This window comes from Streptomyces coelicoflavus (assembly GCF_003112555.1).
GTDB classification, from domain to species: domain Bacteria; phylum Actinomycetota; class Actinomycetes; order Streptomycetales; family Streptomycetaceae; genus Streptomyces; species Streptomyces coelicoflavus.
On record NZ_BEWB01000002.1, the window covers coordinates 175694 to 201517 of the forward strand.

The window sequence follows — 25824 nt, forward strand, 5'->3', positions numbered from 1 at the left end:
CGCGCCCGGTCCGATAATGGACCGATGGGAAAGTCCAGGAACACCGCCCGTCGCGGGCGCGCCGCCGCCGAAGCCGTCGTCGAGGACGTCGACGGAGGGCGCGCCGAACTGGTGCCCGACCGGGACCGGCCCCGGGCCTGGACGCTGCTGATCGACGGCGCCCCGCAGTCGCACGTCGACCTCGACGACCCGGCGTACCTGTCCTTCGAGTACCAGCGCCGCATCGGCCACGTCATCGACCTGGCCGCCCCGCCGGGCAAGCCGGTCCGCGCCGTGCACCTCGGCGGCGGTGCGCTCACCCTCGCCCGCTACGTCGCCGCCACCCGCCCCCGCTCCACCCAGCAGGTCGTCGAGCGCGACGCCGCCCTCGTCCAACTGGTCCGGCGGGAGCTGCCCCTCGACCCCGGCGCGCGGATCCGGGTGCGCTCCACCGACGCCCGCGCCGGGCTGGCCAAGGTGCCCGACGGCTGGGCGGACCTCGTCGTCGCGGACGTCTTCGGCGGGGCCCGCACCCCGGCCCATCTGACCTCCACCGAGTTCCTCGACGAGGTGCGGCGCGCGCTCGCGCCCGGCGGGGTCTACGCCGCCAACCTCGCCGACGGCCCGCCGCTCGCCCACCTGCGCGGCCAGATCGCCACCGCCGCCGCCCGGTTCGGCGCACTCGCGCTCGTCGCCGACCCGGCCGTACTGCGCGGCAAACGCTTCGGCAACGCGATCCTGGTCGCCGCCGACCACCCGCTGCCCGTCGCCGAACTCACCCGCCGCGCCGCCTCCGACCCGCACCCCGCGCGCGTGGAACACGGCCGCGCGCTCACCGACTTCACCGGCGGCGCCCAGACCGTGACGGACGCGGCGGCCGTGGACTCGCCCGCGCCGCCGGAATCCGTCTTCAAGTGAGCCCGTACCGGGGCCCGTACCGGAGCGGTCCGGTTCAGTAGCTGCCGATCTCCACCCGCGGCGGCCCGTCGTGCCAGGTGCAGAACACCGAGACCCGGTCGGCGCCCGAGGTGAACTCCACCCGGATCCACGACTCCGTCTTCCACACCTGCATCGACCAGCCCGCGCCCGGCGTCGCCGACACCAGCGACGCGGACGACGTACCGAGGTCGAAGACCGCGCGGCCGCCGTCGGTGTCGTAGCTCCTGACCCGGCCGGACGTCTCGGGGGCGGGGCTCGCCGGGTCCGCGGGCGGTGTGGTGGACGGCGCGGGGCGCGACGGGGCGGGGTCGGGTTCGCCGGGTGTCCGGCTCGGCGCCGGCGACGGGCTGCGCGAGGGCGACGGCGGGGGCGGGGGCCGACTCGTGGACGAGGCCAGGGCCTCGCCGTCGTCGCCGCCCTTCCCGTCCCGCACGCTCGCGTCGGCGGCCGTGATGGGCAGCGCGCGGGGGGCGTCGTAGGCCGTGCCCGCCATCACCGTGTGGACGCCCCACCACGACAGGGTGACCGCGGCGCCGGTGGCGAACAGCCAGGCGATCACGTGGACGAGTCCTCTGCGCATCGCGGCCATACTGCCTCACCCGCCCCACCCGTGTCGCCCGAACGCCGTGGGACGCGGGTCCGGGCGGAGTTGTCCACAGGCCCGGACCGGGTTGGTCCGCATGGCGTACGGTGCCGCCCATGGCAAGTGTGCTCGTGGTCGAGGACGACCAGTTCGTCCGCTCGGCGCTCATCCGGCAGCTCACCGACGCCTCGCACACGGTGCGCAGCGTGGGCACGGCACTGGAGGCGCTGCGCGAGGTCGCCCATTTCCGGTTCGACGTGGTGATCCTGGACCTCGGACTGCCCGACCTGGACGGTTCCGAGGCGCTGAAGATGCTGCGCGGCATCACCGACGTGCCGGTGATCGTCGCCACCGCCCGCGACGACGAGGCGGAGGTCGTACGGCTGTTGAACGCGGGCGCGGACGACTACCTCACCAAGCCCTTCTCCGTCGAGCACCTGTCGGCCCGGATGGCGGCCGTGCTGCGCCGCGCCCGCGGCGGCCCGGCGGAGGCGGCGCCGCCGACGGTCATCCGGGTCGGCGGCCTCACCGTCGACCCGCTGCGCCGCCAGGCCGAACTGGACGGCGCGGTCCTGGACCTGACCCGCCGCGAGTTCGACCTGCTCGCCTTCCTGGCCGGCCGGCCCGGGGTCGTCGTCCCCCGCAAGGAGCTGCTCGCCGAGGTCTGGCAGCAGTCCTACGGCGACGACCAGACCATCGACGTCCACCTGTCCTGGCTGCGCCGCAAACTGGGCGAGACCGCGGCCCGGCCGCGCTACCTGCACACCCTGCGCGGCGTCGGCGTGAAGCTGGAGCCGCCGCGACTGGAGCCACCCCGATGAGATGGGCCCTGGTCAAGGTCTCGCTGGCGGTCACCGCCATGGTCGTGGTCGCCTTCGCCGTGCCCCTCGGACTCGTCATCCGCGAGATGGCCCGGGACCGCGCCTTCTCCAACGCCGAACGGGAGGCCGCCGCCGTCGCCCCCGCCCTGTCCATCACCACCGACCGCGAGCAGCTGGAACGCGTCGTGGCCTCCGCCGGTTCGGACGCCGGGATGGCCGTGCACATACCGGCGCCCGGTGACGGGAGCGGGGACGCCACCGACATCGGCCGGCAGCGCGCCACCGACGAGGACATCGCCGCCGTACGGGAGATGGGGCGGGCCTCCACCACCGAGGTGGGCGGCGGCTCCACCCTGCTCCAGCCGGTCGCGCTCAGTTCCGGCGAGATCGCCGTCGTCGAGGTGTACGTCCCCGAGTCCGCGGTGACCAACGGCGTCGGCACCGCCTGGGCGGTGCTCGCGGCGGTGGGCGCCGCACTGATCGTCGGCTCCGTCGCGGTCGCCGACCGGCTGGGCGTACGGATGGTGCAGCCCGCGCGGCGCCTGGTCGACGGGGCGCACGAGCTGGGCGAGGGCAGGCTGGGCGCGCGGGTGCCCGTGGAGGGGCCGGACGAACTGCGGCGCGCCGCGGTCGCGTTCAACTCCATGGCCGACCAGGTCGTCCAGCTCCTCGCCAACGAACGGGAGCTGGCCGCCGACCTGTCCCACCGGCTGCGCACCCCGCTGACCGTGCTGCGCCTCAACGCGGCCTCGCTCGGCGACGGCCCCGCCGCCGAGCAGACGCGGGCCGCCGTCGAGCAGCTGGAGCGCGAGGTCGACACCATCATCCGCACCGCCCGGGACGCCAAGCCGCAGACCGCCGCCGCCGGACCCGGCGCCGGGTGCGACGCCGCCGAGGTGGTCCGGGAACGCATGGGGTTCTGGTCGGCCCTCGCCGAGGACGAGGGCCGCAAGTGGCGGGTGGCCGGCGCCGACCGGCCGGTGCGCATACCCGTGGCCCGCGCCGACCTCGCCGCCTCCCTCGACGCGCTGCTCGGTAACGTCTTCCGGCACACCGCGGAGGGCACCGCCTTCGCCGTCGACCTGCACAACGGCGAGGACGCGGTGATCGTGCTCGTCTCCGACGCGGGCACCGGCATATCCGACCCCGAGGCCGCGATGGCCCGCGGCCGGGGCTCGGGCACCGACGGGTCGACCGGGCTCGGCCTGGACATCGTGCGCCGGATGGCCGAGTCCACCGGCGGCGACGTGCGCATCGGCTCCTCCGTGCTGGGCGGCACCGAGGTGCGCATCTGGATCCAGCTGGACGGGCGGCCGGCGCCGGTACGGCGCGGACACCGGGGAGCGGTACGCCGGCGCAGACAGGGCCGAGCGTCCGCGCCTGCGCCTGCCGCGACGCCGACGCCCGCGCCGACACCCGCGGCCCGGACGGGACGCGACCATTAATCGGTTCCGATCCCTCCCTTAAGTCCACCCTAAGATCGTCAACGCCCGCCCGGATCAGGCCCTTTGCCCGTTTCCGGGTCGCTAGCGTGCTGCCGCACCCCCACCCCGCCCCCGTCGGCCTCCCGCCGGGGGCACCGTGAACAGCGAAGGCAGGCACGTGATGCGTACGCACCGACGCAAGGTCAGTGGCAGGAACAAGGCGATCGGCGCCGTCGTCGCGGCGGCCGTGGCCGGCGGCGGCGCGCTGCTGTTCACCAGTACCGCCCAGGCGGCCGCGGTCGGCGCCGCGTACACGAAGACCAGCGAGTGGTCGACGGGCTACACCGCCCAGTACGTCGTCACCAACACCAGCGGGCAGGCGAAGGCGGACTGGACGCTCGAGTTCGACCTGCCCTCGGGCGCGAAGCTCGGCTCGCTGTGGAACGCCGAGTCGAAGGTCGACGGACAGCACGTCACCGTGACCCCGCCGAAGTGGGACACGGACGGGCTGAAGGCCGGCGAGTCCGTCACGGTCGGCTTCGTCGTCAACGGCACCGCCGACCCGACCGGTTGCCTCGTCGACGACGCCGCGTGCTCGGCGGACGACGGCGCCACCCCCGAGCCCAGCGGCCGCCCCACCGAGCCCCCGGCCCCGACGCCCACGCCGACCCCCACCCCCACGGCCACCGACAGCACCGAACCGGCCCCGACCGGCACCCCCACCACCCCGGCGCCCACCGGCACCCCCGGCGACGGCACCGACGCGGGCGCCGGCTTCGCGCCGTACGTCGACACCTCCCTCTACCCCGCCTTCGACCTGCTCGCGCACTCCGCGGCGACCGGTGTGAAGGAGTACAACCTCGCCTTCGTCACCGACGGCGGCGGCTGCACCCCCAAGTGGGGCGGCGTCACCGACCTCGGCAGCGACGCCGTCGCGAACCAGATAGGCGACCTGCGCGCGAAGGGCGGCGACGTCCGCGTCTCCTTCGGCGGTGCCTCCGGCTCCGAACTCGGCACCACCTGCACGTCCGCCGACGCGCTGGCGGCGGCGTACGGCAAGGTCGTCGACGCCTACAGGCTCACCAAGGTCGACTTCGACGTCGAGGGCGGCGCGCTGCCCGACACGGCCGCCAACACCCGCCGCGCCCAGGCGATCGCCGCGCTCCAGAAGCAGCACCCCGGCCTGGACGTCTCCTTCACCCTCCCGGTGATGCCCGAGGGCCTCACCCAGGCGGGCGTCGACCTCCTCGCCGACGCGAAGAAGAACGGCGTCGACATCGGCGCCGTCAACATCATGGCGATGGACTACGGCCCCGCGTACAGCGACGACATGGGCACCTACGCCACCCAGGCCGCCACCGCCACCCAGGCCCAGATCAAGGGCGTCCTCGGCCTGTCCGACGCCGACGCCTGGAAGACGGTCGCCGTCACCCCGATGATCGGCGTCAACGACGTCGTCTCCGAGGTCTTCAAGGTCGACGACGCCACCCAGCTCGTGGAGTTCGCGAAGTCCAAGGGCCTGGGCGCGCTGTCCATGTGGTCCGCCACCCGCGACAAGGCCTGCCCCGGCGGCCCGAAGCCCTCGGCCGACGCCACGTGCAGCTCCGTCGACCAGGAGCCGAACGCCTTCTCCAAGGCGTTCGCCGCCTACAAGTAGGGCCGGGCTCCTTCGCGCAGGGCCGGGCCCCACACCGGCCCTGCGAGCGGGGCGCGGCATCCCCCCGCGGGATGCCGCGCCCCGTGTCCTGCGTCCCTCCTGCGTTCCTCCTGCGTTCCTTCTGTGTCCCCCCGCGTCGCTCCTGCTTCCCTCCGGCTCCCCGAAGGTCTACTCGGCCGCGTCCACCGGAGGCAGCGCCCCCGTGCGGGCCGCCCGGCCGTACCACAGGGCGCTCGACTTCGGGGTGCGCTGCTGGGAGACGTAGTCGACGTACACCGCGCCGAACCGCTTCTCGTAGCCGTACGCCCACTCGAAGTTGTCCAGCAGGGACCACAGGTAGTAGCCGCGGACGTCGGCGCCGTCGGCGATGGCCTGCCGGACCGCGGTGAGGTGGCCGTTCAGGTAGGCGACCCGCTCGGGGTCGTGCACCGAGCCGTCCGCGCCGGGCTTGTCGTCGTAGGCGGCGCCGTTCTCACTGATGTACAGCGGCATGCCGGGGGCCTCGCGGTTGTACCGCATGATCAGCTCGTGCAGGCCGGACGGGTCGACGGTCCAGCCCATCTCGGTGCGCTCGCCCGGCGGCTGGTGGAACGCCACGTCGTCCGCGGCGGGCCACGGCGAGTGGTCGCTGGCGCCGTGGCCGTCGGCGCGGGGGGCGCGCGAGTCGGCGTCGGCCGCCGACACCACCGTCGGCGTGTAGTAGTTGAGGCAGATCGCGTCGATCGGCTGGCGGATCTGCCCCAGGTCGCCGTCCTGGACGAACGACCAGTCGGTGAGCGGCGCCGTGGCCTCCAGCAAGGTCTGCGGGTAGGCGCCGTGCAGGATCGGACCGTGGAAGATCCCGCCGGACAGGTCGTCGATCTTCCGCGCCGCCGCCAGGTCCGCCGGGCTCTGCGACAGGGGCCGCACGACGGACGTGTTGAGGCTGATCGCCACCGAGTTGCGGGCCGGCATCACCGAACGCAGCGCCACCGTGCCCAGGCCGTGCGCCAGGTTCAGGTGGTGCGCGGCGCGCAGCGCGGCCGCCGGGTCGGTGCGGCCGGGGGCGTGCACCCCGGAGGCGTAGCCCAGGAACGCGGCGCACCACGGCTCGTTCAGCGTGATCCACTGCTCGACCCGGTCGCCGAGCGCCTCGCCGACGATCTGCGCGTACTCGGCGAACCGGTAGGCCGTGTCCCGCTCGGGCCAGCCGCCCGCGTCCTCCAGCTCCTGCGGCAGGTCCCAGTGGTAGAGGGTGACGGCCGGCTTGATCCCGGCGGCCAGCAGCTCGTCCACCAGGCGGCGGTAGAAGTCCAGGCCGCGCTGGACGGCGGGGCCGCGGCCGGTCGGCTGCACCCGCGTCCAGGAGACCGAGAAGCGGTAGGCGCCGAGGCCCAGGTCCTTCATCAGCGCCACGTCGTCGCGGTAGCGGTGGTAGTGGTCGACAGCGATGTCACCGGTGTCCCCGCCGGCCGTCTTCCCGGGGGTGTGGCTGAAGGTGTCCCAGATCGAGGGGGTACGGCCGTCCTCCCGCACCGCGCCCTCGATCTGGTACGCCGAGGTGGCGGCGCCCCACAGGAAGGCGGGGGGGAAGGTCACCGGGGTCACCGGCGTTGCGGACTCAGGCATGGAAGCGCTCCCATAGAGGGTTCGTGGCGGGTCGTCCCGGTCGGCGCGAAGTCCGGCCGGTGAGACCGACGGATAGAAGGACGAGGGGGGAAGCCGGGCCGGGTGGCGCCCACCCGAACCGGGGCCGGGGCAGCGGTGACCCGGCCCCCGGGGGTGAGGTGCCGCCGAGGTGTCAGCCCTTGACGGCGCCCTGCATGATGCCGCCCACGATCTGCTTGCCGAAGATCGCGAACACCAGGAGCAGCGGCAGCGTGCCCAGCAGCGCGCCGGCCATGATCAGGGACTGGTCCGGGGTGTAGCCGCGGCCCAGTCCGGCGAGGGCGACCTGCACGGTCGGACTGCCGTTCTGCGTCAGCACGAGGAACGGCCACAGGAAGTCGTTCCAGGACTGTACGAACATCAGCATGCCGAGCACGGCCATCGCGGGCCGCGCCGCCGGGAACACCACGTGCCACACCACGCGCCAGCTGCTGGCGCCGTCGACACGCGCGGCCTCGATGATCTCGTCGGGCAGCGCCTGGAGCAGGTACTGGCGCATGAAGAACACGCCGAACGCGTTCACCAGGGACGGCAGGATCACCGCCTGGAGCTGGTCGGACCAGTCCAGCTTCGCGACCATCATGTACAGCGGGATGATGCTGAGCTGCGGGGGCACCATCATCGTGCCGATGACGATCAGCATCAGCGCGCCCCGCCCGCGGAAGCGCAGCTTGGCGAAGGCGAACCCGGCGATCGTCGACAGGAAGACGATGGTGAGCGCCGAGGTGCCGGCCACGATGGTGGTGTTGAGGAACGCCTCGCCGAGGTTGGCGTCGTTCCAGGCGATCTCCAGCTTGTCGAACAGGTTGCCGCCGAACCAGAAGGGCGGCGGTGTCTGGGCGAGCCGCTGGTTGTCGCGCGAGGCGGCGATCGCCGTCCACACCAGCGGGAACAGCGAGCCGATGGTGAACAGGGCGAGGATGATGTAGGCGATCGGCCCCGCGTGCATGTGCCCGCCGGCCCGGGAGGACTTGGAGCCTCGCCGGCCCCTGCCCTTGCCGGACGGGTCGGGTGCCGCGTCGGCCGGGGGTTTCGTCATGGTCGTCGTCACGGCCGGTTCTCCTTAACTACTGGCGCGCAGCCGGCGCGAGATGACGGCGTTCAGGATCCCGATCACGATGAGGATCAGGAACATCGCCCAGGCGATCGCGGAGGCGCGGCCCAGGTGCTGGTTGACCCAGCCCTGCTCGTACAGGTACAGGCCGAGCGTCTGGAACTGGTGCTGGGAACCGCCCGAGGCACCCTTGTTCGCGTCGAACAGCAGCGGCTCGCCGAAGAGCTGCGAGGCACCGATGGTCGACACGACGACCGTGAACAGGATCGTCGGACGCAGCGAGGGCAGCGTGACGTGGATGAACTGCCGCCAGCGGCTGGCGCCGTCCAGCGCCGCCGACTCGTACAGGTCCTGCGGGATCGCCTGCATGGCGGCCAGGTAGATCAGCGCGTTGTAGCCGGTCCAGCGCCAGATGACGATGGAGGACACGGCGAACTTCGACGCCCACGAGCCGTTCTGCCAGTCGATCTTGTCCAGGCCGACCAGGTCGAGGAACCAGTTGATCATGCCGTAGTCACGGCCGAAGAGCAGCACGAAGACCAGCGAGGCCGCGGCGATCGACGTCGCGTACGGCGCCAGCATCACGACCCGGTAGAAGGTCGAGGCGCGCAGCTTGTAGTTGAGGATGTGCGCCAGGCCCATCGCCATCAGCAGCTGCGGCACCGTGGCGATGATGCCGATGTACAGCGTGTTCTTCGCCGCGTTCCAGAAGAAGTCGTCGTCGAAGATCCGGGTGTAGTTGTCCAGGCCCGTCCACTTCATGTCGGTGGGCGCGGTCAGCTCCACCGTGTGCAGCGAGGCCCAGCCGGTGTAGATCAGCGGGAACAGGCCGAAGGCGACGAAGAGCAGGAAGAAGGGCGAGACGAACGCGTACGGGCTCCAGCGGATGTCCCGCTGCCAGCGCCGGGAGAGTTTCGCCCGCTTCTTCCGGTCGGCCTCGGCGGCCGACCTGCCGCCGGGCGGGCGGCCCGGGGCCGCGCCCCCCTTGACGGGGGACGCGGCGGTGTCGTGCCGGGTGGTCATTCCGGTCACTTCTCCAGGTTGTTGTCGATGGTCTTCACGGCGTTCTCCCAGGCATCCTTGGCGGACTTGCCCTGGGTGACGAGGATGACGCCGTTGTCCGTCAGACCCTGCTGGATGATCTGGTCCTTCGGGCCGATGACCTGGGTCGGGATCTCCTCGGCGGCCTTGGCGAAGACCTTGCCGATCGGCGCGTCACCCGTCATCTCGTTCTTGCCGCCGGTCACCTCGGGCGTCGTGTACGCGGAGGGGGTGCTCGGGAAGCTGGCCATCACGGAGAACAGCTTGGCCTGCTGCTCGGGAGCCGTCAGCCAGGTGACCAGCTTCTGGGCCTCCTTCACGTGCTTGCCGCCCTTGGGCACACCGAGGAAGCTGCCGCCCCAGTTGCCGGACTTCGGGGCCTGGGCGACGTCCCACTTGCCGGCGGACTCCGGCTGGGACTTCTCCTTGATGGTGCCGAGCATCCACGGCGGGCAGGCGACGGTGGCGAACAGGCTGTTGGCGACGGTCTGGTCCCAGGCGGGCTGGAACTGGGTCTGCGACTGGACCAGGCCCTTCTCGGCGGCCTCCGCGGTCAGGTCGAAGGCGCTCTTCACGGCCGGGTTGGTCTTGTAGATGACCTCGCCGGAGGCGTCGTAGAACTTCTCCTTCTCACTGCTGAGAATGGCGTTGATCAGGCCGCCGGGGGAGTCCATGAAGTAGGTGTCCTTGCCGGCACCCTTCTTGTAGTCCTCGCCGACCTCGACGAACTTCTTCCAGTCGCCGGCCCACAGCTTCGACACCTCCTCGCGGTCCGTCGGCAGGCCCGCCTTCTCGAAGAGGTCCTTGCGGTAGCAGATGGCCATCGGGCCGATGTCCGTGCCGAGGCCGATCGTGGCGCCGTCCTTGGTGGTGGCCTGCTGCCACTTCCAGTCCAGCCAGTTGTCCTTCTTGACGCCCGAGGCCTTGGACATGTCCTCGAACTTGTCCGCCTGGGTGGCGACGACCTCGGCGATGTTGCCGACCTCGATCGCCTGCACGTCCTGGAGGCCGCTGCCGGTGGTGAGGTGGTTGACCAGAGCGGGGTAGTAGTTCTCGTTCCGCTCGGTGACGTTCTCCTCGATGTTGATGTCCGGGTTGAGCTTCTCGTACTCCTCGTAGAGGCCGGCCTGCTTGAAGCCCATCGTTCCGAACAGACCGAGGGTGATCGTGGTCTTGCCGCTGCTGTCGCCCGACGACGAGCTGTCCTCGTCCTTGCCGTCGTCGGCGCAGCCGGCCAGCAGCCCGGCGCCCAGCGACGCGATGGCCGCCATGACCACCACTCTGCGGGCCGATCCTCTGCGTGCTGCTCGCATGTGCGTCCTCCTGTTGCCCTGACGTGCCGACCCCCCGGCCAACTACATGGTTGGACCCGCTGCTTCATGTGGTGCGTTCGTCGCTGCGGCTCGGGCGTGGAACGTGCGGGATGTGTATGTGCCAGGTAGTGTGGGAGCGCTCCCACAAGTGATGTGTTGAAGAGTCCCGGGTCCGGACGGGGGTGTCAAGGGAGCGGACGCGACGAATTGCGTTCAGTTATCGGCCTGTTAACTGGACGTTGCGAGCGACACGGAGACACTCCCGTACGGCGGTGGAGGGGCCGGAGTCGGTCATTACACCCGACCGGCCTGTTAAATTCCAGGCCAGCCGCAGAGTGCGGGGGTGACTACGGGAGGCGGAGCCGATGGCAGGCCACGGAGTGCGTGGGCGGAGCGGTGGCCGGCCCACCCTCGAAGAAGTGGCGGCACGCGCGGGCGTCGGCCGCGGCACGGTCTCCCGCGTGATCAACGGCTCCCCCCGGGTGAGCGACGCGACCCGGGCGGCGGTCGAGGCGGCGGTCGAGGAGCTCGGCTACGTCCCGAACACGGCGGCCCGCGCGCTGGCGGCCAACCGCACGGACGCGATCGCCCTGGTGGTGCCCGAGCCGGAGACCCGGTTCTTCGCGGAACCGTACTTCTCGGACATGCTCAAGGGCGTCGGCTCCGAGCTGTCCGACACCGAGATGCAGCTGCTGCTGATATTCGCGGGCAGCGACCGGGAGCGGGAGCGGCTCGCCCAGTACCTCGCGGCGCACCGGGTGGACGGCGTCCTGCTGGTCTCCGTGCACGCCGACGACCCGCTGCCCGACCTGCTGACCCAGCTCGAGATCCCCGCCGTGATCAGCGGCCCGCGCTCGGCCGCCGAGCCGCTGGCGTCGGTGGACTCGGACAACTACGGGGGCGCCCGCTCGGCCGTCGAGCACCTGCTGTCCCGGGGGCGCGGCCGCATCGCCCACATCACCGGCCACCTCGCCGTCTACGGCGCCCAGCGACGCGTCGACGGCTACCGCGACGCGCTGCGCGAGGCGGGCCACGAGGTGGACGAGCGACTGATCGAGCCGGGCGACTTCACCGAGGAGGGCGGGCGCCGCGCGATGGCGGAACTGCTGCGCCGCGACCCCGGCATCGACGCGGTCTTCGCCGCCTCGGACGTCACCGCGGCGGGCGCGGGCCAGGTCCTGCGCGAGGCGGGCCGAAGCATCCCGGACGACGTGGCGCTGGTCGGCTACGACGACTCGGCGATCGCCCGGCACATGGAACCGCCGCTGACCAGTGTGCGCCAGCCCATCGAGGAGATGGGGCGCGCGATGATCGACCTGCTGCTGACCGAGATCGCGGACCGCAGGCCGGCCGCCTCGCGGGGGCTGGAGCGGCACCAGGTGGTGCTGGCGACGGAGCTGGTGGAGCGCCGGTCGTCGTGAGGTGCGGGGAGGGTCGGCGGGGCCGTGCTTCGGGTGCGGTGCCGTCGGCGCCGCTGCCCTGCTCGTGCTCCAACGAGATCAGCCGGTGACTCTCTTCCGAGAGCCACCGGCTGATTACTCAGGGTGAGTGACGGGACTTGAACCCGCGGCCACCTGGACCACAACCAGGTGCTCTACCAACTGAGCTACACCCACCAAGGCCGGTGCTCGAATCCCGCGTGGCGGGGTTTCCCGACCGGCTGAGAAAAAGTGTACAGGGTCCGAAGGGGTGCTCGCGCCCGGCTTTCCGGACGCCGCCGCCGGGCGGTCGCGCCCCGCCGTCCGGCGGTTCCCGCGCCGCTGCCCGGCGGTTCCCGCGCCGCTATCCGGCCGGTACGACGTGCTTCGCGGCGATCGCCTTGGCCGTGTCGGAGTCGGGGCCGGGCTGCGGGACGAAGACCGCCTCCCGGTAGTAGCGCAGCTCGGCGATGGACTCGCGGATGTCGGCGAGCGCGCGGTGGTTGCCGTTCTTCTCCGGGCTGTTGAAGTACGCCCGCGGGTACCAGCGGCGGGCCAGCTCCTTGATCGAGGAGACGTCGACGATCCGGTAGTGGAGGTAGCCCTCCAGCGTCGCCATGTCGCGCAGCAGGAAACCGCGGTCGGTGCCGACGGAGTTGCCGCACAGGGGGGCCTTGCCGGGCTCCTTCACGTGCTCCCGCACATAGGCCAGGACCTGGGCCTCGGCGTCGGCCAGGGTGGTGCCGCCGTCCAGCTCCTCGAGCAGTCCGGACGCGGTGTGCATCTCGCGCACCACCTCCGGCATCGTCTCCAGGGCCCGGTCCGGCGGGCGGATGACGATGTCGACGCCCTCGCCGAGGATGTTCAGCTCGGAGTCGGTGACGAGGGCGGCAACCTCGATGAGCGCGTCGTCGGACAGCGAGAGGCCGGTCATCTCGCAGTCGATCCACACCATGCGATCGTTCATGCGGGCCACTGTACGGGGGGCGCCTGCTTATCGGCCCCCGGCGTCGGTGCGGGCCTCGCTGGGGGCTGCCGCCCCCAGGCCCCCGCTTCGGCCCTGAACGGGCCTCGTCCTCAAACGCCGGACGGGCTGAGATGCCCTGCCCGGCGTCGGACGTGAACGCCGGGCGGGCTGAGCGTGCCCGGCGTTCACGGGAGCCGTCTCCTCACCTCACGGCGCGCTGCGCTGTCCCGGCACGCCGGCGGCGCCCGCCGGCATCGGGGTCGCCGTGCGGCGGGTCTGGAACGGGACCGCGTTCTCCGGGGGGAGGGCGGTCGGCGGGTCGGACGGGGGCAGGGGCCGGGAGGCACCCGCGGGGTCCGGGTCGGGCTGGCGGTCGCCCTGGGGACGGCGGGCCCGGTAGGCCGCCCGGTAGGCGGCCGGGGACGAGCCGAGCTGGCGGCGGAAGTGACCGCGCAGCGCCACCGGCGAGCGGAAACCGCACCGGCCCGCGACCTCGTCCACCGAGTAGTCCGACGTCTCCAGGAGCCGCTGCGCCTGGAGCACCCGCTGGGTGATCAGCCACTGGAGCGGGGCGCTGCCCGTCAGCGAGCGGAACCTGCGGTCGAAGGTGCGGCGGCTCATGTAGGCGCGCGCGGCCAGCGTCTCCACGTCGAACTGCTCGTGGAGGTGCTCCAGCGCCCAGGCGACGACCTCGGCGAGCGGGTCGGCGCCGATCTCCTCCGGTAAAGACCTGTCGAGGTAGCGCTCCTGGCCGCCGCTGCGGCGCGGCGGGACCACCAGGCGGCGGGCGAGCGCACCGGCCGCCTCGTTGCCGTGGTCCGTGCGCACGATGTGCAGGCACAGGTCGATGCCGGCCGCGGTGCCCGCGGAGGTCAGTACGTCGCCGTCGTCCACGAACAGCTCGCGCGGATCGACGTGCACCGACGGGTAGCGCTTGGCCAGGGTCGGCGCGTACATCCAGTGCGTGGTGGCGGGGCGGCCGTCCAGCAGGCCGGCCGCCGCGAGGACGAAGGCGCCCGTGCACAGTCCGACTATGCGCGCCCCCTCCTCGTGCGCCCGGCGCAGCGCGTCGAGCGCCTCCTCCGGCGGCGGCGAGGTGATCGACCGCCAGGCCGGTACGACGACGGTGCCCGCGCGGGAGATCGCCTCCAGCCCCTGCGGTGCGGTGAGTTCCAGGCCCCCCGTGGTCCGCAGCGGGCCCTCCTCGCCGGCGCACACCAGCAGCCGGTAGCGCGGCACGCCGGCGTCCTGGCGGTCGATCCCGAACACCGACAGCGGTATGGAACTCTCGAAGATGGGGCCGCCGCTGAACAGCAGCACCGCGACGATCTCCTTGCGGCGTCGCCCGGAAAGCTTCCGGGCCGCGGCTTCCGGCGCGGCAGCGGAGTCGTGGCTCATACTGCTAAGCCCCCCTCGGTGGTCGCGGCGCCCTTCACCCTTCGGGTCTGTCGCTCCAACACGTTTCCCCTCGGTCCTGCACGAGTCCCCCGCCGTAGACGGTCAAGATCGAATCTACTGTGTCCCGTCGCGCCGAGGTGGCTGGTTCGGCACTTGGGACATTGTCGACATGGCAACTTGGCGTGAAGCAGTCGATCACGAAGCGTTGCACTCCGGGGCGCCCCTGGGAAGTGCGCCTTGTGTCAGTGGCCAATCCACATAGGGTGCGAAGGGGTCCCGAGACCCTTTCCGTGCAGGTGGAACGGGGGTTTGGGGGTGGTGGGGGGTGCGGATGCGCCACCCGCGGAAGTTGGCTGAAAAGAAGCGGAACTGTGCGCGGAAACCGGTCAGTCGACCGGTGTGTTTTCCCCAGTGTGCCGTCCGCCCCCGCGGGCCCGACGCCGGGCCGCCGTGCGCTCGGAGCGGCGCAGCAGCAGACGGCAGGCGCCGGTGACCGCCGCCAGGCCGAACGCCGTGCCGGCGGCGCCCGCGAACGAGGCGCCGTACCAGAGCAGTGCGACGGGCACGAGGAAGCAGCTGAAGGCCGCCCAGCGGACGAGGTCGGTGACGCCGTCGCGGCCCGGTGCGCCGGACGTCGGCTCGGCGGGTCGGTGCGGTCCGGTCACGGGTGCTCCCTGGGGTGGCGGCAGAGGGATCAACGTCCGCGCGGCGCATCGGTCACGACCGGTGACGGACAGTTGAATCCTGTGCAAACCGCCTGTACAGAGCAGCAACCATTGCGTTACGGGCGCCCTCTCGGGCATGCTCCGGTGCAGCCCGCGGCGGACCCTCCGCGGGATCTGGGCGAAGGAGGCGTGCCGCCGTACCCTTGGGGGTATGGGGTTGGGAAGACCATTCCCGGACACACAGCTCCGCCGCCCACTGTTGTCCCCCATAGAGGATAAAAACGCCGAGACAGCCATGGCCGGTCACGAATTCTTCGAACCCGCGGACCGCAAGCGGCCCGTCGCCGAACCTACGGCGGCCGAGCCCCTGGCGGCCGAAGAGCCACGCCAGTCGTGCGACCCAGCCTTCAAGCACGGCGTCGTCGTCGGCTTCGACGGCTCCACCTCCAGCGAACGCGCCCTCGCCTACGCCATCGGCATGGCGTCCCGGCTGGGCTCCGGCCTGGTCATCGTGCACGTCGCCAACCGGCTGCCCACCACGGTGTGGGCCGGGTGCGAACCCCCGGTCTTCGTCGACGTGCCCGACCACCGCACCGAGGTGCTCGGGCTGGAGTTGGCGTGCGCGGACTACCTCGCCGAGGTGCCCTGGATCCTGGTCGAGCGCGGCGGCGACATCTGCCACGAACTCGAGGAGGTGGGGAGGGAGTACGAGGCGGACGCCATCGTCGTCGGCTCCAGCCACGGCCTGGTCGGCCGCCTCTTCGGCTCCGTCGCGGGCCGCCTCGCCAAGCGGGCGAAGCGGCCCGTGGTCGTCATCCCCTGACCCGGTGGGACGGGTGCCCCGGCGGGACGGGTGCCCCGGCGGGACGGGTGCCCCGGCGGGACAGGTGACCCGGTGGGACGGGGCTACTCCACCGTCACCGACTTGGCGAGGTTGCGCGGCTTGTCGATGTCCCGGCCGAGGGCCAGCGCCGTGTGGTAGGCGAGGAGCTGGAGCGGGATGCCCATGAGGATGGGGTCCAGCTCGTCCTCGTTCTTCGGGACGACGATCGTGTGGTCGGCCTTCTCCTGCTCCTGGTGGGCCACGGCGAGGATCTGACCGCTGCGGGCCTTGATCTCCTCCAGGGCCGCGCGGTTCTTCTCCAGCAGGTCGTCGTCCGGCACGATCGCGACCGTCGGCAGCGCGGGCTCGATCAGGGCGAGCGGGCCGTGCTTCAGCTCGGAGGCCGGGTAGGCCTCGGCGTGGATGTAGGAGACCTCCTTGAGCTTCAGGGAGGCCTCGCGGGCGACCGGGTAGCCCCGGACGCGGCCGATGAAGAGCATCGAGCGGGCGTCGGCGTACTGCGCGGCCAGCTTCTTGACGTCCTCCTCCTGCTTCAGCATCTCCTCGATCTGCGCGGGCAGCTTGCGCAGCCCCTCGATGATCCGCTTGCCGTCGCGCACCGACAGGTCGCGGGTGCGGCCCAGGTGCAGGGCGAGCAGCGCGAAGGCGACGCAGGTGTTGGTGAAGCACTTGGTGGACACCACGCACACCTCGGGGCCGGCGTGCACGTACATGCCGCCGTCGGCCTCGCGGGCGATCGCCGAACCGACAACGTTGACGATGCCGAGGACCCGGGCGCCCTTGCGCTTGAGCTCCTGCACGGCGGCCAGCACGTCGTAGGTCTCACCGGACTGCGAGACGGCGATGTACAGGGTGTCGGGGTCGACGACCGCGTTGCGGTAGCGGAACTCGGAGGCCGGCTCGGCGTCCGCGGGGATGCGGGCCAGCTCCTCGATCATCTGGGCGCCGATCTGGCCCGCGTGGTACGAGGTGCCGCAGCCGAGGATCTTCACGCGGCGCACGGCACGCGCGTCGCGGGCGTCCAGGTTGAGGCCGCCGAGGTGCACGGTGGAGAAGCGGTCGTCGATCCGGCCGCGCAGCACGCGGTCCACGGCCTCGGCCTGCTCGTGGATCTCCTTGTGCATGTACGTGTCGTGGCCGCCCATGTCGTAGGAGGCGGCCTCCCACTCCACGGTGGTGGGCTCCGACGTGGTGCGGGTGCCCTCGGTGGTGTAGGTGCGGAAGTCGTCGGCCTTGAGGGTGGCCATCTCGCCGTCGTCGAGCGTGACTATCTGCCGGGTGTGGGCGACCAGCGCGGCGATGTCCGAGGCGACGAACATCTCCTTCTCGCCGATGCCGAGGACGACCGGCGAGCCGTTGCGGGCCACGACGATGCGCTCGGGGAAGTCGGCGTGCATCACGGCGATGCCGTACGTGCCCTCGATGACCCTGAGGGTCTCGCGGACCTTGTCCTCCAGCTTCTCGGCCTCGGAGCGGGCGATGAGGTGGACGAGGACCTCGGTGTCGGTCTCGGAGAGGAACTCGACGCCGTCCGCCTCCAGCTTGCGGCGCAGGTCGGCGGCGTTGTCGATGATGCCGTTGTGGACGACGGCGACCTTGTTGTCGGCCGACATGTGCGGGTGGGCGTTCACGTCGGAGGGGGCGCCGTGGGTGGCCCAGCGGGTGTGGGCGATGCCGGTGGTGCCCTTGAAGCGCGCCGGGACCCTGGCCTCCAGGTCGCGCACCCGGCCCTTGGCCTTGACCATCCGCAGGCCGGCCGCCTTCGGGGAGGTGACGACGATGCCCGCCGAGTCGTACCCGCGGTACTCCAGACGCTGGAGGCCCTCGAGGAGCAGGGGCGCGACGTCACGCTTGCCGATGTATCCGACGATTCCGCACATGTATATGTATCCCTCGTGTCCTTCTCGGCCTGCTCAGCCGTAGACGATGCGGCGCAGCTGACGGAGCGACAGCTCCGGCGGCGCGACCGCCCGGTATTTCAGTTCCGCCTCGATCCGCTCGAAGATCGTCGCGTTCACCAGGCCCTGGGCCTGGAGCTCGCGGTGGCGGCGACGGACGTACACCTCGGTCGTCTCGTCGAAGTAGGCGAGCACGTCCTGGACCACGCGCAGTGCCTCGCCCCGGCTCAGGGGGGTGGACCGCGTCAGATGATCAACGAGTTCGTCGTGCACCCGGTAGATCCTGGGGTAAGGGAGACGCTTGTGCAAGAATCCTGCCCGATATCGGGCAGGCGTGGCGGTTCCTGTGCTGCTCCCGGGTCTACATCCGCTTCAGTACGGCCTGCTTCGCCAGGGTGAACTCCTCGTCCGTCAGCACCCCGGAGCGGTGCAGCTCACCCAGCTCCCGCAGCCGGCGCAGCAGCGCGTCGTGGTCGTCCTCGGCGGCCGGTGCGGACGCCGGCGCCGGGGCGGGAGTCTCCTCGGCGGGGCCGGCGTCCTCCGGGGCCGTGCGGGCGGCCGGGTGCGGGAGGCGGGCCTGGACGGCCGCGGCCACCAGGGCCATCAGCGGGTCCCGTTTGAAGCCCCACAGCTCCACCGCGTTGGGGTCGTACTTCGGCGGCACCTTGCTCGGCGCCGCCCGCACGGTGAAGCGCAGGTGGCCGTTCTCCAGGCCCACCGTCGGCTGCCACTCCACGGCGACGATGTCGGCCAGGGGGAGGGTGCGCGGCCCGGCGGCGGACTTGGCGTCCTCCGCCTGCCACTTCCACTCCAGCCGCACCCGCTCCCCGTCGAAGTTCGCTACGCCGTCCCCGGCCGACACCGACAGCGGCACCGACGGCCCCGGCAGCAGGTAGGCGTCCACCGGGCCGGACGGAACCTGGTCGAGGAGCAGCGCGTTGCGCACCTCGTCCACGAAGTACTCGGCCACGCCGTACCGGTCGGGCTCCACCAGGAGCTGGTACGGGTCGTGCGGCTCGGTCAGCCGGCCGCCCGTCGCGTGCAGCAGGGGATCGGCGCCGTCCCGCAGCCGCAGCCTGAGCCGCCCCGACTTCTTCCCCTGCTCGAACGATATGCCCGCCAACGCGGCGAGCGGCACGAGCAGTTCACCCAGCTCCCTGCGGAGCAGACCCACGTTCTTGTCCCGCCCGGGTGTCAGCCGCAGGGCGTCGCCGTCGAAGACCCACGTTCCGTCCTTCTGGATGATTTCCGCCATGCGGCAATTGTTTCATCGCTCCCGTGGGCGGTGATGGTGCGGGAGAGTGGTCCGTGCCCGTCCTCAACGCCCAAGCCCGACCCCTCGATTGCACTCATCGCGAAGGGAGCCCACGTGAGACCTCATCGACGGCACCACAGAACGACTCCCCGCATCTCCCGGCTGCTGGGATCGCTGCTGCTGGTGGCGGCGGTCGGCGCCATGACCACCGGCGCCGCCCCGGACCGGAAGGCGCCCGTCCGGCCGACGCCCCTCGACCGGGTGATCCCGGCCCCCGCCTCGGTCGACCCCGGCGGCGCGCCGTACCGCATCACGCGCGGCACCCACATCCGCGTCGACGACTCGCGCGAGGCCCGCCGCGTCGGCGACTACCTCGCGGACCTGCTGCGGCCCGCCACCGGCTACCGGCTCCCCGTCACCGGCCACGGCCACGGCGGCATACGGCTGCGCCTGGCGGGCGGCCCGTACGGCGACGAGGGCTACCGCCTCGACAGCGGCCCCGCAGGCGTCACCATCACCGCCCGCAAGGCCGCCGGACTCTTCCACGGCGTCCAGACCCTGCGTCAGCTGCTGCCCCCCGCCGTCGAGAAGGACTCCGCGCAGCCCGGCCCCTGGCTGGTCGCGGGCGGCACCATAGAGGACACGCCGCGCTACGCCTGGCGCAGCGCGATGCTCGACGTCTCCCGACACTTCTTCGGCGTGGACGAGGTCAAGCGCTACATCGACCGCGTCGCCCGTTACAAGTACAACAAGCTCCACCTGCACCTCAGCGACGACCAGGGCTGGCGCATCGCCATCGACTCCTGGCCGCGCCTGGCGACATACGGCGGCTCCACCGAGGTCGGCGGCGGCCCCGGCGGCTACTACACCAAGGCGGAGTACAAGGAGATCGTGCGTTACGCGGCCTCCCGCCACCTCGAGGTGGTCCCCGAGATCGACATGCCGGGCCACACCAACGCCGCCCTCGCCTCCTACGCCGAGCTGAACTGCGACGGTGTGGCGCCCCCGCTGTACACCGGCACCAAGGTCGGCTTCAGCTCGCTGTGCGTGGACAAGGACGTCACCTACGACTTCGTGGACGACGTCATCGGCGAACTCGCCGCGCTCACCCCCGGCCGCTACCTCCACATCGGCGGCGACGAGGCGCACTCCACGCCCAAGGCCGACTTCGTGGCGTTCATGAAGCGGGTGCAGCCGATCGTCGCCAAGTACGGCAAGACGGTCGTCGGCTGGCACCAGCTGGCCGGCGCGGAACCGGTCGAGGGCGCGCTCGTCCAGTACTGGGGCCTGGACCGCACCGGCGACGCCGAGAAGGCCGAGGTCGCCGAGGCCGCCAGGAACGGCACGGGGCTGATCCTCTCCCCGGCCGACCGGACGTACCTGGACATGAAGTACACCAAGGACACCCCGCTGGGCCTGTCCTGGGCGGGCTACGTCGAGGTGCAGCGGTCCTACGACTGGGACCCGGCCGGCTATCTGCCGGGCGCCCCGGCCGACGCGGTCCGCGGCGTCGAGGCCCCGCTGTGGACGGAGACCCTGTCCGACCCGGACCAGCTGGACTACATGGCCTTCCCGAGGCTGCCGGGCGTCGCCGAACTGGGCTGGTCCCAGGCGTCCACGCACGACTGGGACACCTACAAGGTGCGGCTCGCCGCGCAGGCCCCGTACTGGGAGGCGGCGGGGATCGACTTCTACCGCTCGCCGCAGGTGCCCTGGACCTGACCCGGACGGCACGACGGGCACCCCGGAGGACCGTCTCCGGGGTGCCCGCCCGTTGGTGGGTCAGAGCCCCGCGATGGGGTTCTTCAGGGTCCCGATCAGCTGGAGCGCTCCGGACGGGTCGGACAGGTCCACCATCTGCCGGTTGTCGCGCAGCTGGAGCCGGTTGAGGCAGGACAGCGCGAACTCGGGCGCGAACATGTCGTACCGCTCGAACTTCTCGGCCAGCTCCGGCACCGACTCCTGGTACTCCCGGGTGACCTCCGCGACCGTCCGCCAGAAGACGTTCTCCGCCACGATGCCCTCCTCCGCCAGGTTCGCGGCGAGGAAGCGGAAGAAGCAGTCGAAGACGTCCGTGAAGATGGAGAGGAGCTTCTTGTCGTCGGGCACGTCCACCGCGATGCGGGAGACCTCCGGCGGCAGCACCGCGTCCGGGTCCATCACCGCGATCTCCTCGGCGATGTCCTTGTAGACGGCCCGCCGCACCACGCCGTCCTCCAGGACCAGGATCACGTTCTCGCCGTGCGGCATGTACACCAGGTCGTAGGCGTAGAAGCTGTGCAGCAGCGGGACGTAGTAGGCCCGCAGGTAGTGCCGCAGCCACTCGGCGGGCGCGAGCCCGGACCGCTCGATCAGTGCCCCCGCGAAGGAGGCGCCCTCGTGGTCGACGTGGACCAGGGAGGCCATGGTGGCGAGGGTCTCGCCGTCCCGGAGGGAGGGCACGGGGCTCTCCCGCCACAGCGCCGCCAGCATCTTGCGGTACGGCGAGTAGCGGTCGGTGGCCCGCTCGTACTCCAGGTGCCGGTAGCCGACGGCCGCCCGCTCCCGGATGATGCTCAGCCCCGTCCCCTTCAGCACCGGGTCGCCCTCGATCAGCTGGGCGAGCCAGTCGTTGATGGCCGGGGTGGCCTCCATGTACGCCGCCGACAGGCCGCGCATGAAACCCATGTTGAGGACGGACAGGGCCGTCTTCACGTAGTGCTTCCCGGGGTGCGAGGCGTTGAAGAAGGTGCGGATGGACTGCTGGGCCAGGTACTCGTCGTCGCCCTCGCCCAGGCACACCAGGTGGCCCCGGGCGACCTCGGCGGCGAAGGTGACGGTGAGCTTGTTCCACCACTGCCAGGGGTGGACCGGGATCAGGAAGTAGTCGGCCGGGTCCAGGCCGCGCCCGCGCAGGACGCCGTGGAAGCGGTCGACGGTCCCCTCGCCCAGCTCGTCCCGGACGAAGGACTCGTACTCGATGCCCACGCCCGCCGTGAACGCCGCCCGCGAGCGGTGCGCGGCCAGCCACACCAGCCGGACCGGGCTCGCGGTCTCGGGGGCGTACGACAGGTACTCGTGGACGCCGAAGCCGAGCCGGCCGTTGTTGGCGACGAAGCACGGGTGGCCCTCGGTCATGCCGGTCTCGACGGCCTGGAAGTCGTCGCTCCGGGCCAGTTCGGCGGAGGTGACCCGCGGCTTGGTCAGCTTGTAGCAGGTGCCGGAGAGGGTGGAGGAGATCTCCTCCAGGTAGACCGGGAGGACCTCGTCGCTCAGGCCCAGCGTCTGCTTCAGCTCGACGAAGAAGTCCAGCGCGGAGAGCGGGAGTTCGGCGCCGTGACGGTGGCGGGTGATGGAGTCGGCCGCCACCTGCCAGTGGTCCAGGGACCGGACGGTGGCGGTGAAGCGGTACTCGGTCGTGCCGTCGTCGCTGCGGACGACGTACGACTCCCCGTCCGGCTCCCGCTCGGGGGTCAGCAGGCGCTCGTGCGTGAACTCGGCGAGCGCCTTGCGGACCAGGAGGCGGTCGGCCCGCTCCCAGTGCTCGGGGGTCAGGTGGGCGACGGCGTCGGCGAGGCTCATGCGGACACCGCCCTCTCGAACTGCTCGCGGGTGCAGAAGCTCAGCAACGCCTTCTTCTCCGGCTTCTGGATCTCGCGCTCGGGCACGAATCCGACGGCTGCGTTCAGGGCGTGGACGGCGGTGTTGGCGACGTCCGGTTCGACGACGACCCGCCGGGTCGCCGGGTCGGCGAACAGCGCGGCCATCACGGTGGTGATCACGGCGCGGGTGAAGCCGTGCACGGGCCGGTCGGTCGGCGCGACCAGGAAGTGCATGCCGACGTCGCCCGGCTCGGGCTCGTACAGCCCGACCAGCTCGCGGTGGGCGGGGTCGTAGCGTTCCGTCAGGAAGGCCGGGACGCCGTCGTGCAGGCCGAGGTGGGCCTGCTGGTGCTCGTCGGCGGCCAGCTCCATGTAGGCCCGCTCGACGTCCACCAGCCGGGCGTCCTGCATCATCCAGAACGCGGACTTGGGGTGGGTGAGCCAGCTGTGCAGCAGCTCGGCGTCGGTCAGCGGGTCGACGGGGCGCAGGGTCAGCGCCCCGACCGCGGTGGTGGCCGTACTCATACGGAGAACTCCTGGAACGCGATCGTCTTCTCGACCGGGTAGTACTCGGTGCCCGTCAGCTCCCGGACGATGCAGCTGTTGCGGTAGGCACCCATGCCCAGGTCGGGGCTGGTGATGCTGTGTGTGTGGACCCCCGCGTTCTGAAGGAACACGCCGCTTCCCGTGACGTCGACCGCGTAGTTGCGGGCGATGTCGAAGTTGCCGCGGCTGTCGTGGCGCAGCCGGTCGCGGACGGGCTTGAGGAACTCCGGCTCGGTGTACCGGTAGCCGGTGGCGAGGACCAGGCCCTCGGTCTCGATCTCGAAGTCCTCGCCCTGCTCCTCCTGGCGGAAGCCGAGGGTGTAGGTGCCGTCCGCGTACCGGGCGCTGGTGAGGGCCGAGTTGGTGAGCAGACGGGTGGGGACCGGACCGGCGAGCTTCTTCTGGTAGAGCAGGTCGAAGATCTCGTTGATCAGGTCGCCGTCGATGCCCTTGAACAGGCCCTTCTGCTCGGCCGTGAGGCGGTAGCGGGTGTCCTCGGGCAGCGCGTGGTAGTAGTCCACGTACTCCGGGGACGTCATCTCCAGCGTCAGCTTGGTGTACTCGAGGGGGAAGAAGCGCGGGGAGCGGGTGACCCAGTTGAGCCGGTAGCCGTGGACGTCGATCTCGCCCAGCAGGTCCTGGTAGATCTCGGCGGCGGACTGGCCGCTGCCGACCAGCGTGATCGACTTCTTCTTCACCAGCTCCGCCCGCTGCTGGACGTAACGGCTGTTGTGGAGGAAGTCGCCGGCCAGGCCCCGGCAGGCGTCCGGGATGTGCGGCGGGGTGCCGGTGCCCAGGACGAGGCGGCGGGCGCGGTAGGTGTCGCCGGAGGTGGTGGCGACGGCGTACAGCTCCTCCCGCTCGTCGTACGTCACCTCGGTGACCGTGGTGGAGAAGCGGACGCTGCTCAGCTTGTGCGCGGCCCAGCGGCAGTAGTCGTCGTACTCGACGCGCAGCGGGTAGAAGTTCTCGCGGATGTAGAAGGAGTAGAGGCGGCCCTTCTCCTTCAGGTAGTTGAGGAAGGAGTACGGCGAGGTCGGGTCGGCGAGCGTGACCAGGTCCGACATGAACGGGGTCTGGAGGTGGGCGCCCTCCAGGAACATGCCGGCGTGCCACTCGAAGTCCGGCTTGGACTCCAGGAAGACGCCGTTCAGCCCGGCGATCGGCTCGGTGAGGCAGGCCAGGCCGAGGTTGAAGGGGCCGAGGCCGATGCCCACGAAGTCGTAGGGGGCGCTGGCTTCAGGAAGCGCGGTCAAGGGAGTCTCCCAGGTACTGCTCGGCGTGGCCGGCGATCAGGTCGAGGACGGCGGCGATGTCGGCCGTGGTCGTCTCGGGGTTGAGCAGGGTGAACTTCAGGTAGTGGCGTCCGGCGACCTTGGTGCCCGCGACCACGGCGTCGCCGGAGGCGAACAGGGCCTTGCGGGCGTAGAGGTTGGCGCGGTCGATCTCGGCGGGGTCGGTGACGGCGGCCGGGATGTGGCGGAAGACCAGGGTGGAGAGCGACGGCTCGACGACCACGTCGAAGCGGGGGTCGGCGGCGAGCAGTTTCCAGGCCTCGGCGGCCAGGTCGCAGACCTCGTCGAAGAGTGCGCCGATGCCGTCGGCGCCCATCACGCGCAGCGTCATCCACAGCTTGAGCGCGTCGAAGCGGCGGGTGGTCTGGAGGGACTTGTCCACCTGGTTGGGGATACGTTCCTGCACCATGCGGCGCGGGTTGAGGTACTCCGCGTGGTAGGTGGCGTGGCGCAGGGTGGCCGCGTCCCGGACCAGCACGGCGGAGGAACTGACCGGCTGGAAGAAGGACTTGTGGTAGTCCACGGTGACCGAGTCGGCCCGCTCGATGCCGTCGATGCGGTCCCGGTACTTCAGTGAGGCGAGCAGTCCGCAGCCGTAGGCCGCGTCGACGTGCATCCACACGCCGTACTGCTCGCACAGCCCGGCGATCTCCGGCAGCGGGTCGATGGAGCCGAAGTCGGTGGTGCCGCCGGTGGCGACGACGGCCATGGGGACGAGGCCGTCCTTCGCGCAGCGCTCCAGCTCCCGGGCGAGGGCGACGGTCTGCATGCGCTTGTCGTGGTCGACGGGGACCGACACGACGGCGTCGGGGCCCAGGCCGAGCAGTTTCGCCGACTTCTTCACGCTGAAGTGGCTCACCTCGGAGGCGAAGACGCGCAGGTCGGCGAGGTTCTCGGTCTTCGCCTCCTCGCGGGCCAGGAGCAGCGCCTGGAGGTTGGACTGGGTGCCGCCCGAGGTGAACACGCCGTCGGCCGCCGGGCCGAGGCCGATCCGGGCACAGGTCCAGTCGATGAGCTTCCGCTCGATGAGCGTGCCGCCGGCCGACTGGTCCCAGGTGTCCAGGGAGGAGTTGACGGCGGACAGGACCGCCTCGCCGAGCACCGCCGGTATGACGACGGGGCAGTTGAGGTGGGCGAGGTAGCGGGGGTGGTGGAAGTAGACGGCGTCGCGGAGGTAGACGTCCTCCAGCTCGTCGAGGACCGCGGCCGTGTCGTGCAGCGGCCGGTCGAGGTCGATCCCGTCGATGCGGGGGGCGAGGGCGTCGACCGTGACACCGGTGAACGGGCGGTCGGTGGTGGCGATTCTGGCGGCCACCCGCTCGACTCCTTCGGTCACGGAGCGGCGGTACTGCTCCGCGGTGGCGTCGTTGAGCAGGTGCGAGCGCATGTGGGGGTCCTCCGGTGGGGACGGTCCGAGAGGGGCTGAAGAGGGCAAGCCCTCTGATCGACTTAGGTTAGCCTAACCTAAGTCGAGTGGATCAAACGTGTGTCGGGGGGTG

At 71.5% G+C, this 25824-nt stretch carries 22 protein-coding genes and 1 tRNA gene; 7 read left to right on the forward strand and 16 right to left on the reverse strand.

Going from position 1 to position 25824, the window contains the following annotated elements:
* Positions 1–24 precede the first annotated feature (24 nt).
* Positions 25–897 (forward strand): spermidine synthase, encoded by an 873-nt coding sequence (locus Sco07f_RS01080; protein WP_108986688.1) that lies wholly within the window; start codon positions 25–27, stop codon positions 895–897.
* A gap of 34 nt (positions 898–931) precedes the next feature.
* Here Sco07f_RS01080 and Sco07f_RS01085 read toward each other — a convergent pair whose 3' ends face one another.
* Positions 932–1498: a hypothetical protein gene (locus Sco07f_RS01085; RefSeq protein WP_167467981.1), complete on the reverse strand. Its 567-nt coding sequence runs from the start codon at positions 1496–1498 to the stop codon at positions 932–934.
* Between the two features lie 119 nt (positions 1499–1617).
* Between Sco07f_RS01085 and Sco07f_RS01090 the strand changes: the two genes are divergently transcribed.
* The 3 genes from Sco07f_RS01090 (at position 1618) to Sco07f_RS01100 (ending at position 5403) form a co-directional block, all read left to right on the forward strand.
* Positions 1618–2322 carry a response regulator transcription factor gene (locus tag Sco07f_RS01090; RefSeq protein ID WP_007449991.1) on the forward strand — a complete coding sequence of 235 codons (705 nt, stop codon included), beginning with the start codon at positions 1618–1620 and terminating at the stop codon, positions 2320–2322.
* Positions 2319–3767, forward strand: a complete 1449-nt coding sequence (locus Sco07f_RS01095) for a sensor histidine kinase (protein ID WP_108986690.1) — start codon at positions 2319–2321, stop codon at positions 3765–3767. The genes Sco07f_RS01090 and Sco07f_RS01095 overlap by 4 nt, the downstream gene beginning before the upstream one ends.
* 160 nt (positions 3768–3927) lie before the next feature.
* On the forward strand, positions 3928–5403 hold the full coding sequence (locus Sco07f_RS01100; RefSeq protein WP_042826209.1) for a glycoside hydrolase family 18 protein: 1476 nt from the start codon (positions 3928–3930) through the stop codon (positions 5401–5403).
* Positions 5404–5571: 168 nt separating this feature from the next.
* On the opposite strand, the gene Sco07f_RS01105 is transcribed toward Sco07f_RS01100, so the two are convergent.
* From Sco07f_RS01105 to Sco07f_RS01120, 4 genes are all read right to left on the reverse strand, one after another.
* Positions 5572–7011, reverse strand: coding sequence for a GH1 family beta-glucosidase (locus Sco07f_RS01105; RefSeq protein ID WP_007450021.1), 1440 nt, complete (start codon positions 7009–7011; stop codon positions 5572–5574).
* Positions 7012–7183: 172 nt separating this feature from the next.
* Positions 7184–8101 carry a carbohydrate ABC transporter permease gene (locus Sco07f_RS01110; RefSeq protein WP_007450020.1) on the reverse strand — a complete coding sequence of 306 codons (918 nt, stop codon included), beginning with the start codon at positions 8099–8101 and terminating at the stop codon, positions 7184–7186.
* 12 nt (positions 8102–8113) lie between these two features.
* Positions 8114–9127, reverse strand: a complete 1014-nt coding sequence (locus Sco07f_RS01115) for a carbohydrate ABC transporter permease (RefSeq protein ID WP_054100270.1) — start codon at positions 9125–9127, stop codon at positions 8114–8116.
* A 5-nt stretch (positions 9128–9132) separates the two neighbouring features.
* Positions 9133–10458, reverse strand: coding sequence for an ABC transporter substrate-binding protein (locus tag Sco07f_RS01120; RefSeq protein ID WP_007450017.1), 1326 nt, complete (start codon positions 10456–10458; stop codon positions 9133–9135).
* Between the two features lie 365 nt (positions 10459–10823).
* Here Sco07f_RS01120 and Sco07f_RS01125 point away from each other — a divergent pair, with 365 nt between their 5' ends.
* Positions 10824–11879, forward strand: a complete 1056-nt coding sequence (locus tag Sco07f_RS01125; protein ID WP_007449985.1) for a LacI family DNA-binding transcriptional regulator — start codon at positions 10824–10826, stop codon at positions 11877–11879.
* 122 nt (positions 11880–12001) lie between these two features.
* Here Sco07f_RS01125 and Sco07f_RS01130 read toward each other — a convergent pair.
* From Sco07f_RS01130 to Sco07f_RS01145, 4 genes are all read right to left on the reverse strand, one after another.
* Positions 12002–12074 (reverse strand) — tRNA-His (locus Sco07f_RS01130).
* Positions 12075–12240: 166 nt separating this feature from the next.
* Positions 12241–12843 (reverse strand): oligoribonuclease, encoded by a 603-nt coding sequence (gene orn / locus Sco07f_RS01135; RefSeq protein WP_007450014.1) that lies wholly within the window; start codon positions 12841–12843, stop codon positions 12241–12243.
* A 207-nt stretch (positions 12844–13050) separates the two neighbouring features.
* Positions 13051–14241: a helix-turn-helix domain-containing protein gene (locus Sco07f_RS01140; RefSeq protein WP_007450013.1), complete on the reverse strand. Its 1191-nt coding sequence runs from the start codon at positions 14239–14241 to the stop codon at positions 13051–13053.
* 386 nt (positions 14242–14627) lie between these two features.
* Positions 14628–14906, reverse strand: a complete 279-nt coding sequence (locus Sco07f_RS01145) for a hypothetical protein (protein WP_108986691.1) — start codon at positions 14904–14906, stop codon at positions 14628–14630.
* A gap of 295 nt (positions 14907–15201) precedes the next feature.
* Between Sco07f_RS01145 and Sco07f_RS01150 the strand changes: the two genes are divergently transcribed.
* On the forward strand, positions 15202–15729 hold the full coding sequence (locus Sco07f_RS01150; protein ID WP_007449983.1) for a universal stress protein: 528 nt from the start codon (positions 15202–15204) through the stop codon (positions 15727–15729).
* 83 nt (positions 15730–15812) lie between these two features.
* Here Sco07f_RS01150 and glmS read toward each other — a convergent pair whose 3' ends face one another.
* The 3 genes from glmS to Sco07f_RS01165 form a co-directional block, all read right to left on the reverse strand.
* The gene (gene glmS, locus Sco07f_RS01155) at positions 15813–17630 is read right to left on the reverse strand and encodes a glutamine--fructose-6-phosphate transaminase (isomerizing) (RefSeq protein WP_007450011.1); all 1818 of its coding nucleotides are present in this window, start codon (positions 17628–17630) and stop codon (positions 15813–15815) included.
* Positions 17631–17663: 33 nt separating this feature from the next.
* Positions 17664–17921: a hypothetical protein gene (locus tag Sco07f_RS01160; RefSeq protein WP_054100273.1), complete on the reverse strand. Its 258-nt coding sequence runs from the start codon at positions 17919–17921 to the stop codon at positions 17664–17666.
* Between the two features lie 88 nt (positions 17922–18009).
* Complete coding sequence (locus Sco07f_RS01165) at positions 18010–18903, reverse strand: DUF4429 domain-containing protein (RefSeq protein WP_087790857.1); 894 nt, start codon at positions 18901–18903, stop codon at positions 18010–18012.
* Positions 18904–19017: 114 nt separating this feature from the next.
* On the opposite strand from Sco07f_RS01165, the gene Sco07f_RS01170 reads away from it, so the two are divergent.
* Positions 19018–20625, forward strand: a complete 1608-nt coding sequence (locus tag Sco07f_RS01170; RefSeq protein ID WP_108986692.1) for a beta-N-acetylhexosaminidase — start codon at positions 19018–19020, stop codon at positions 20623–20625.
* Positions 20626–20685: 60 nt separating this feature from the next.
* Here Sco07f_RS01170 and Sco07f_RS01175 read toward each other — a convergent pair whose 3' ends face one another.
* Genes Sco07f_RS01175 through desA form a run of 4 tightly spaced genes read right to left on the reverse strand, consistent with a single transcriptional unit; the run spans position 20686 to position 25712 of the window.
* Positions 20686–22464, reverse strand: a complete 1779-nt coding sequence (locus Sco07f_RS01175) for an IucA/IucC family protein (RefSeq protein ID WP_108986693.1) — start codon at positions 22462–22464, stop codon at positions 20686–20688.
* Positions 22461–23009: a GNAT family N-acetyltransferase gene (locus Sco07f_RS01180; protein WP_007450007.1), complete on the reverse strand. Its 549-nt coding sequence runs from the start codon at positions 23007–23009 to the stop codon at positions 22461–22463. Before Sco07f_RS01180 ends, Sco07f_RS01175 begins: the two co-directional genes overlap by 4 nt.
* Positions 23006–24286: a lysine N(6)-hydroxylase/L-ornithine N(5)-oxygenase family protein gene (locus Sco07f_RS01185; RefSeq protein ID WP_164143100.1), complete on the reverse strand. Its 1281-nt coding sequence runs from the start codon at positions 24284–24286 to the stop codon at positions 23006–23008. Before Sco07f_RS01185 ends, Sco07f_RS01180 begins: the two co-directional genes overlap by 4 nt.
* A complete protein-coding gene (gene desA / locus Sco07f_RS01190) occupies positions 24270–25712 on the reverse strand; it encodes a lysine decarboxylase DesA (protein WP_108986694.1) in 1443 nt (480 codons plus the stop codon). The genes Sco07f_RS01185 and desA overlap by 17 nt, the downstream gene beginning before the upstream one ends.
* Positions 25713–25824 lie beyond the last annotated feature (112 nt).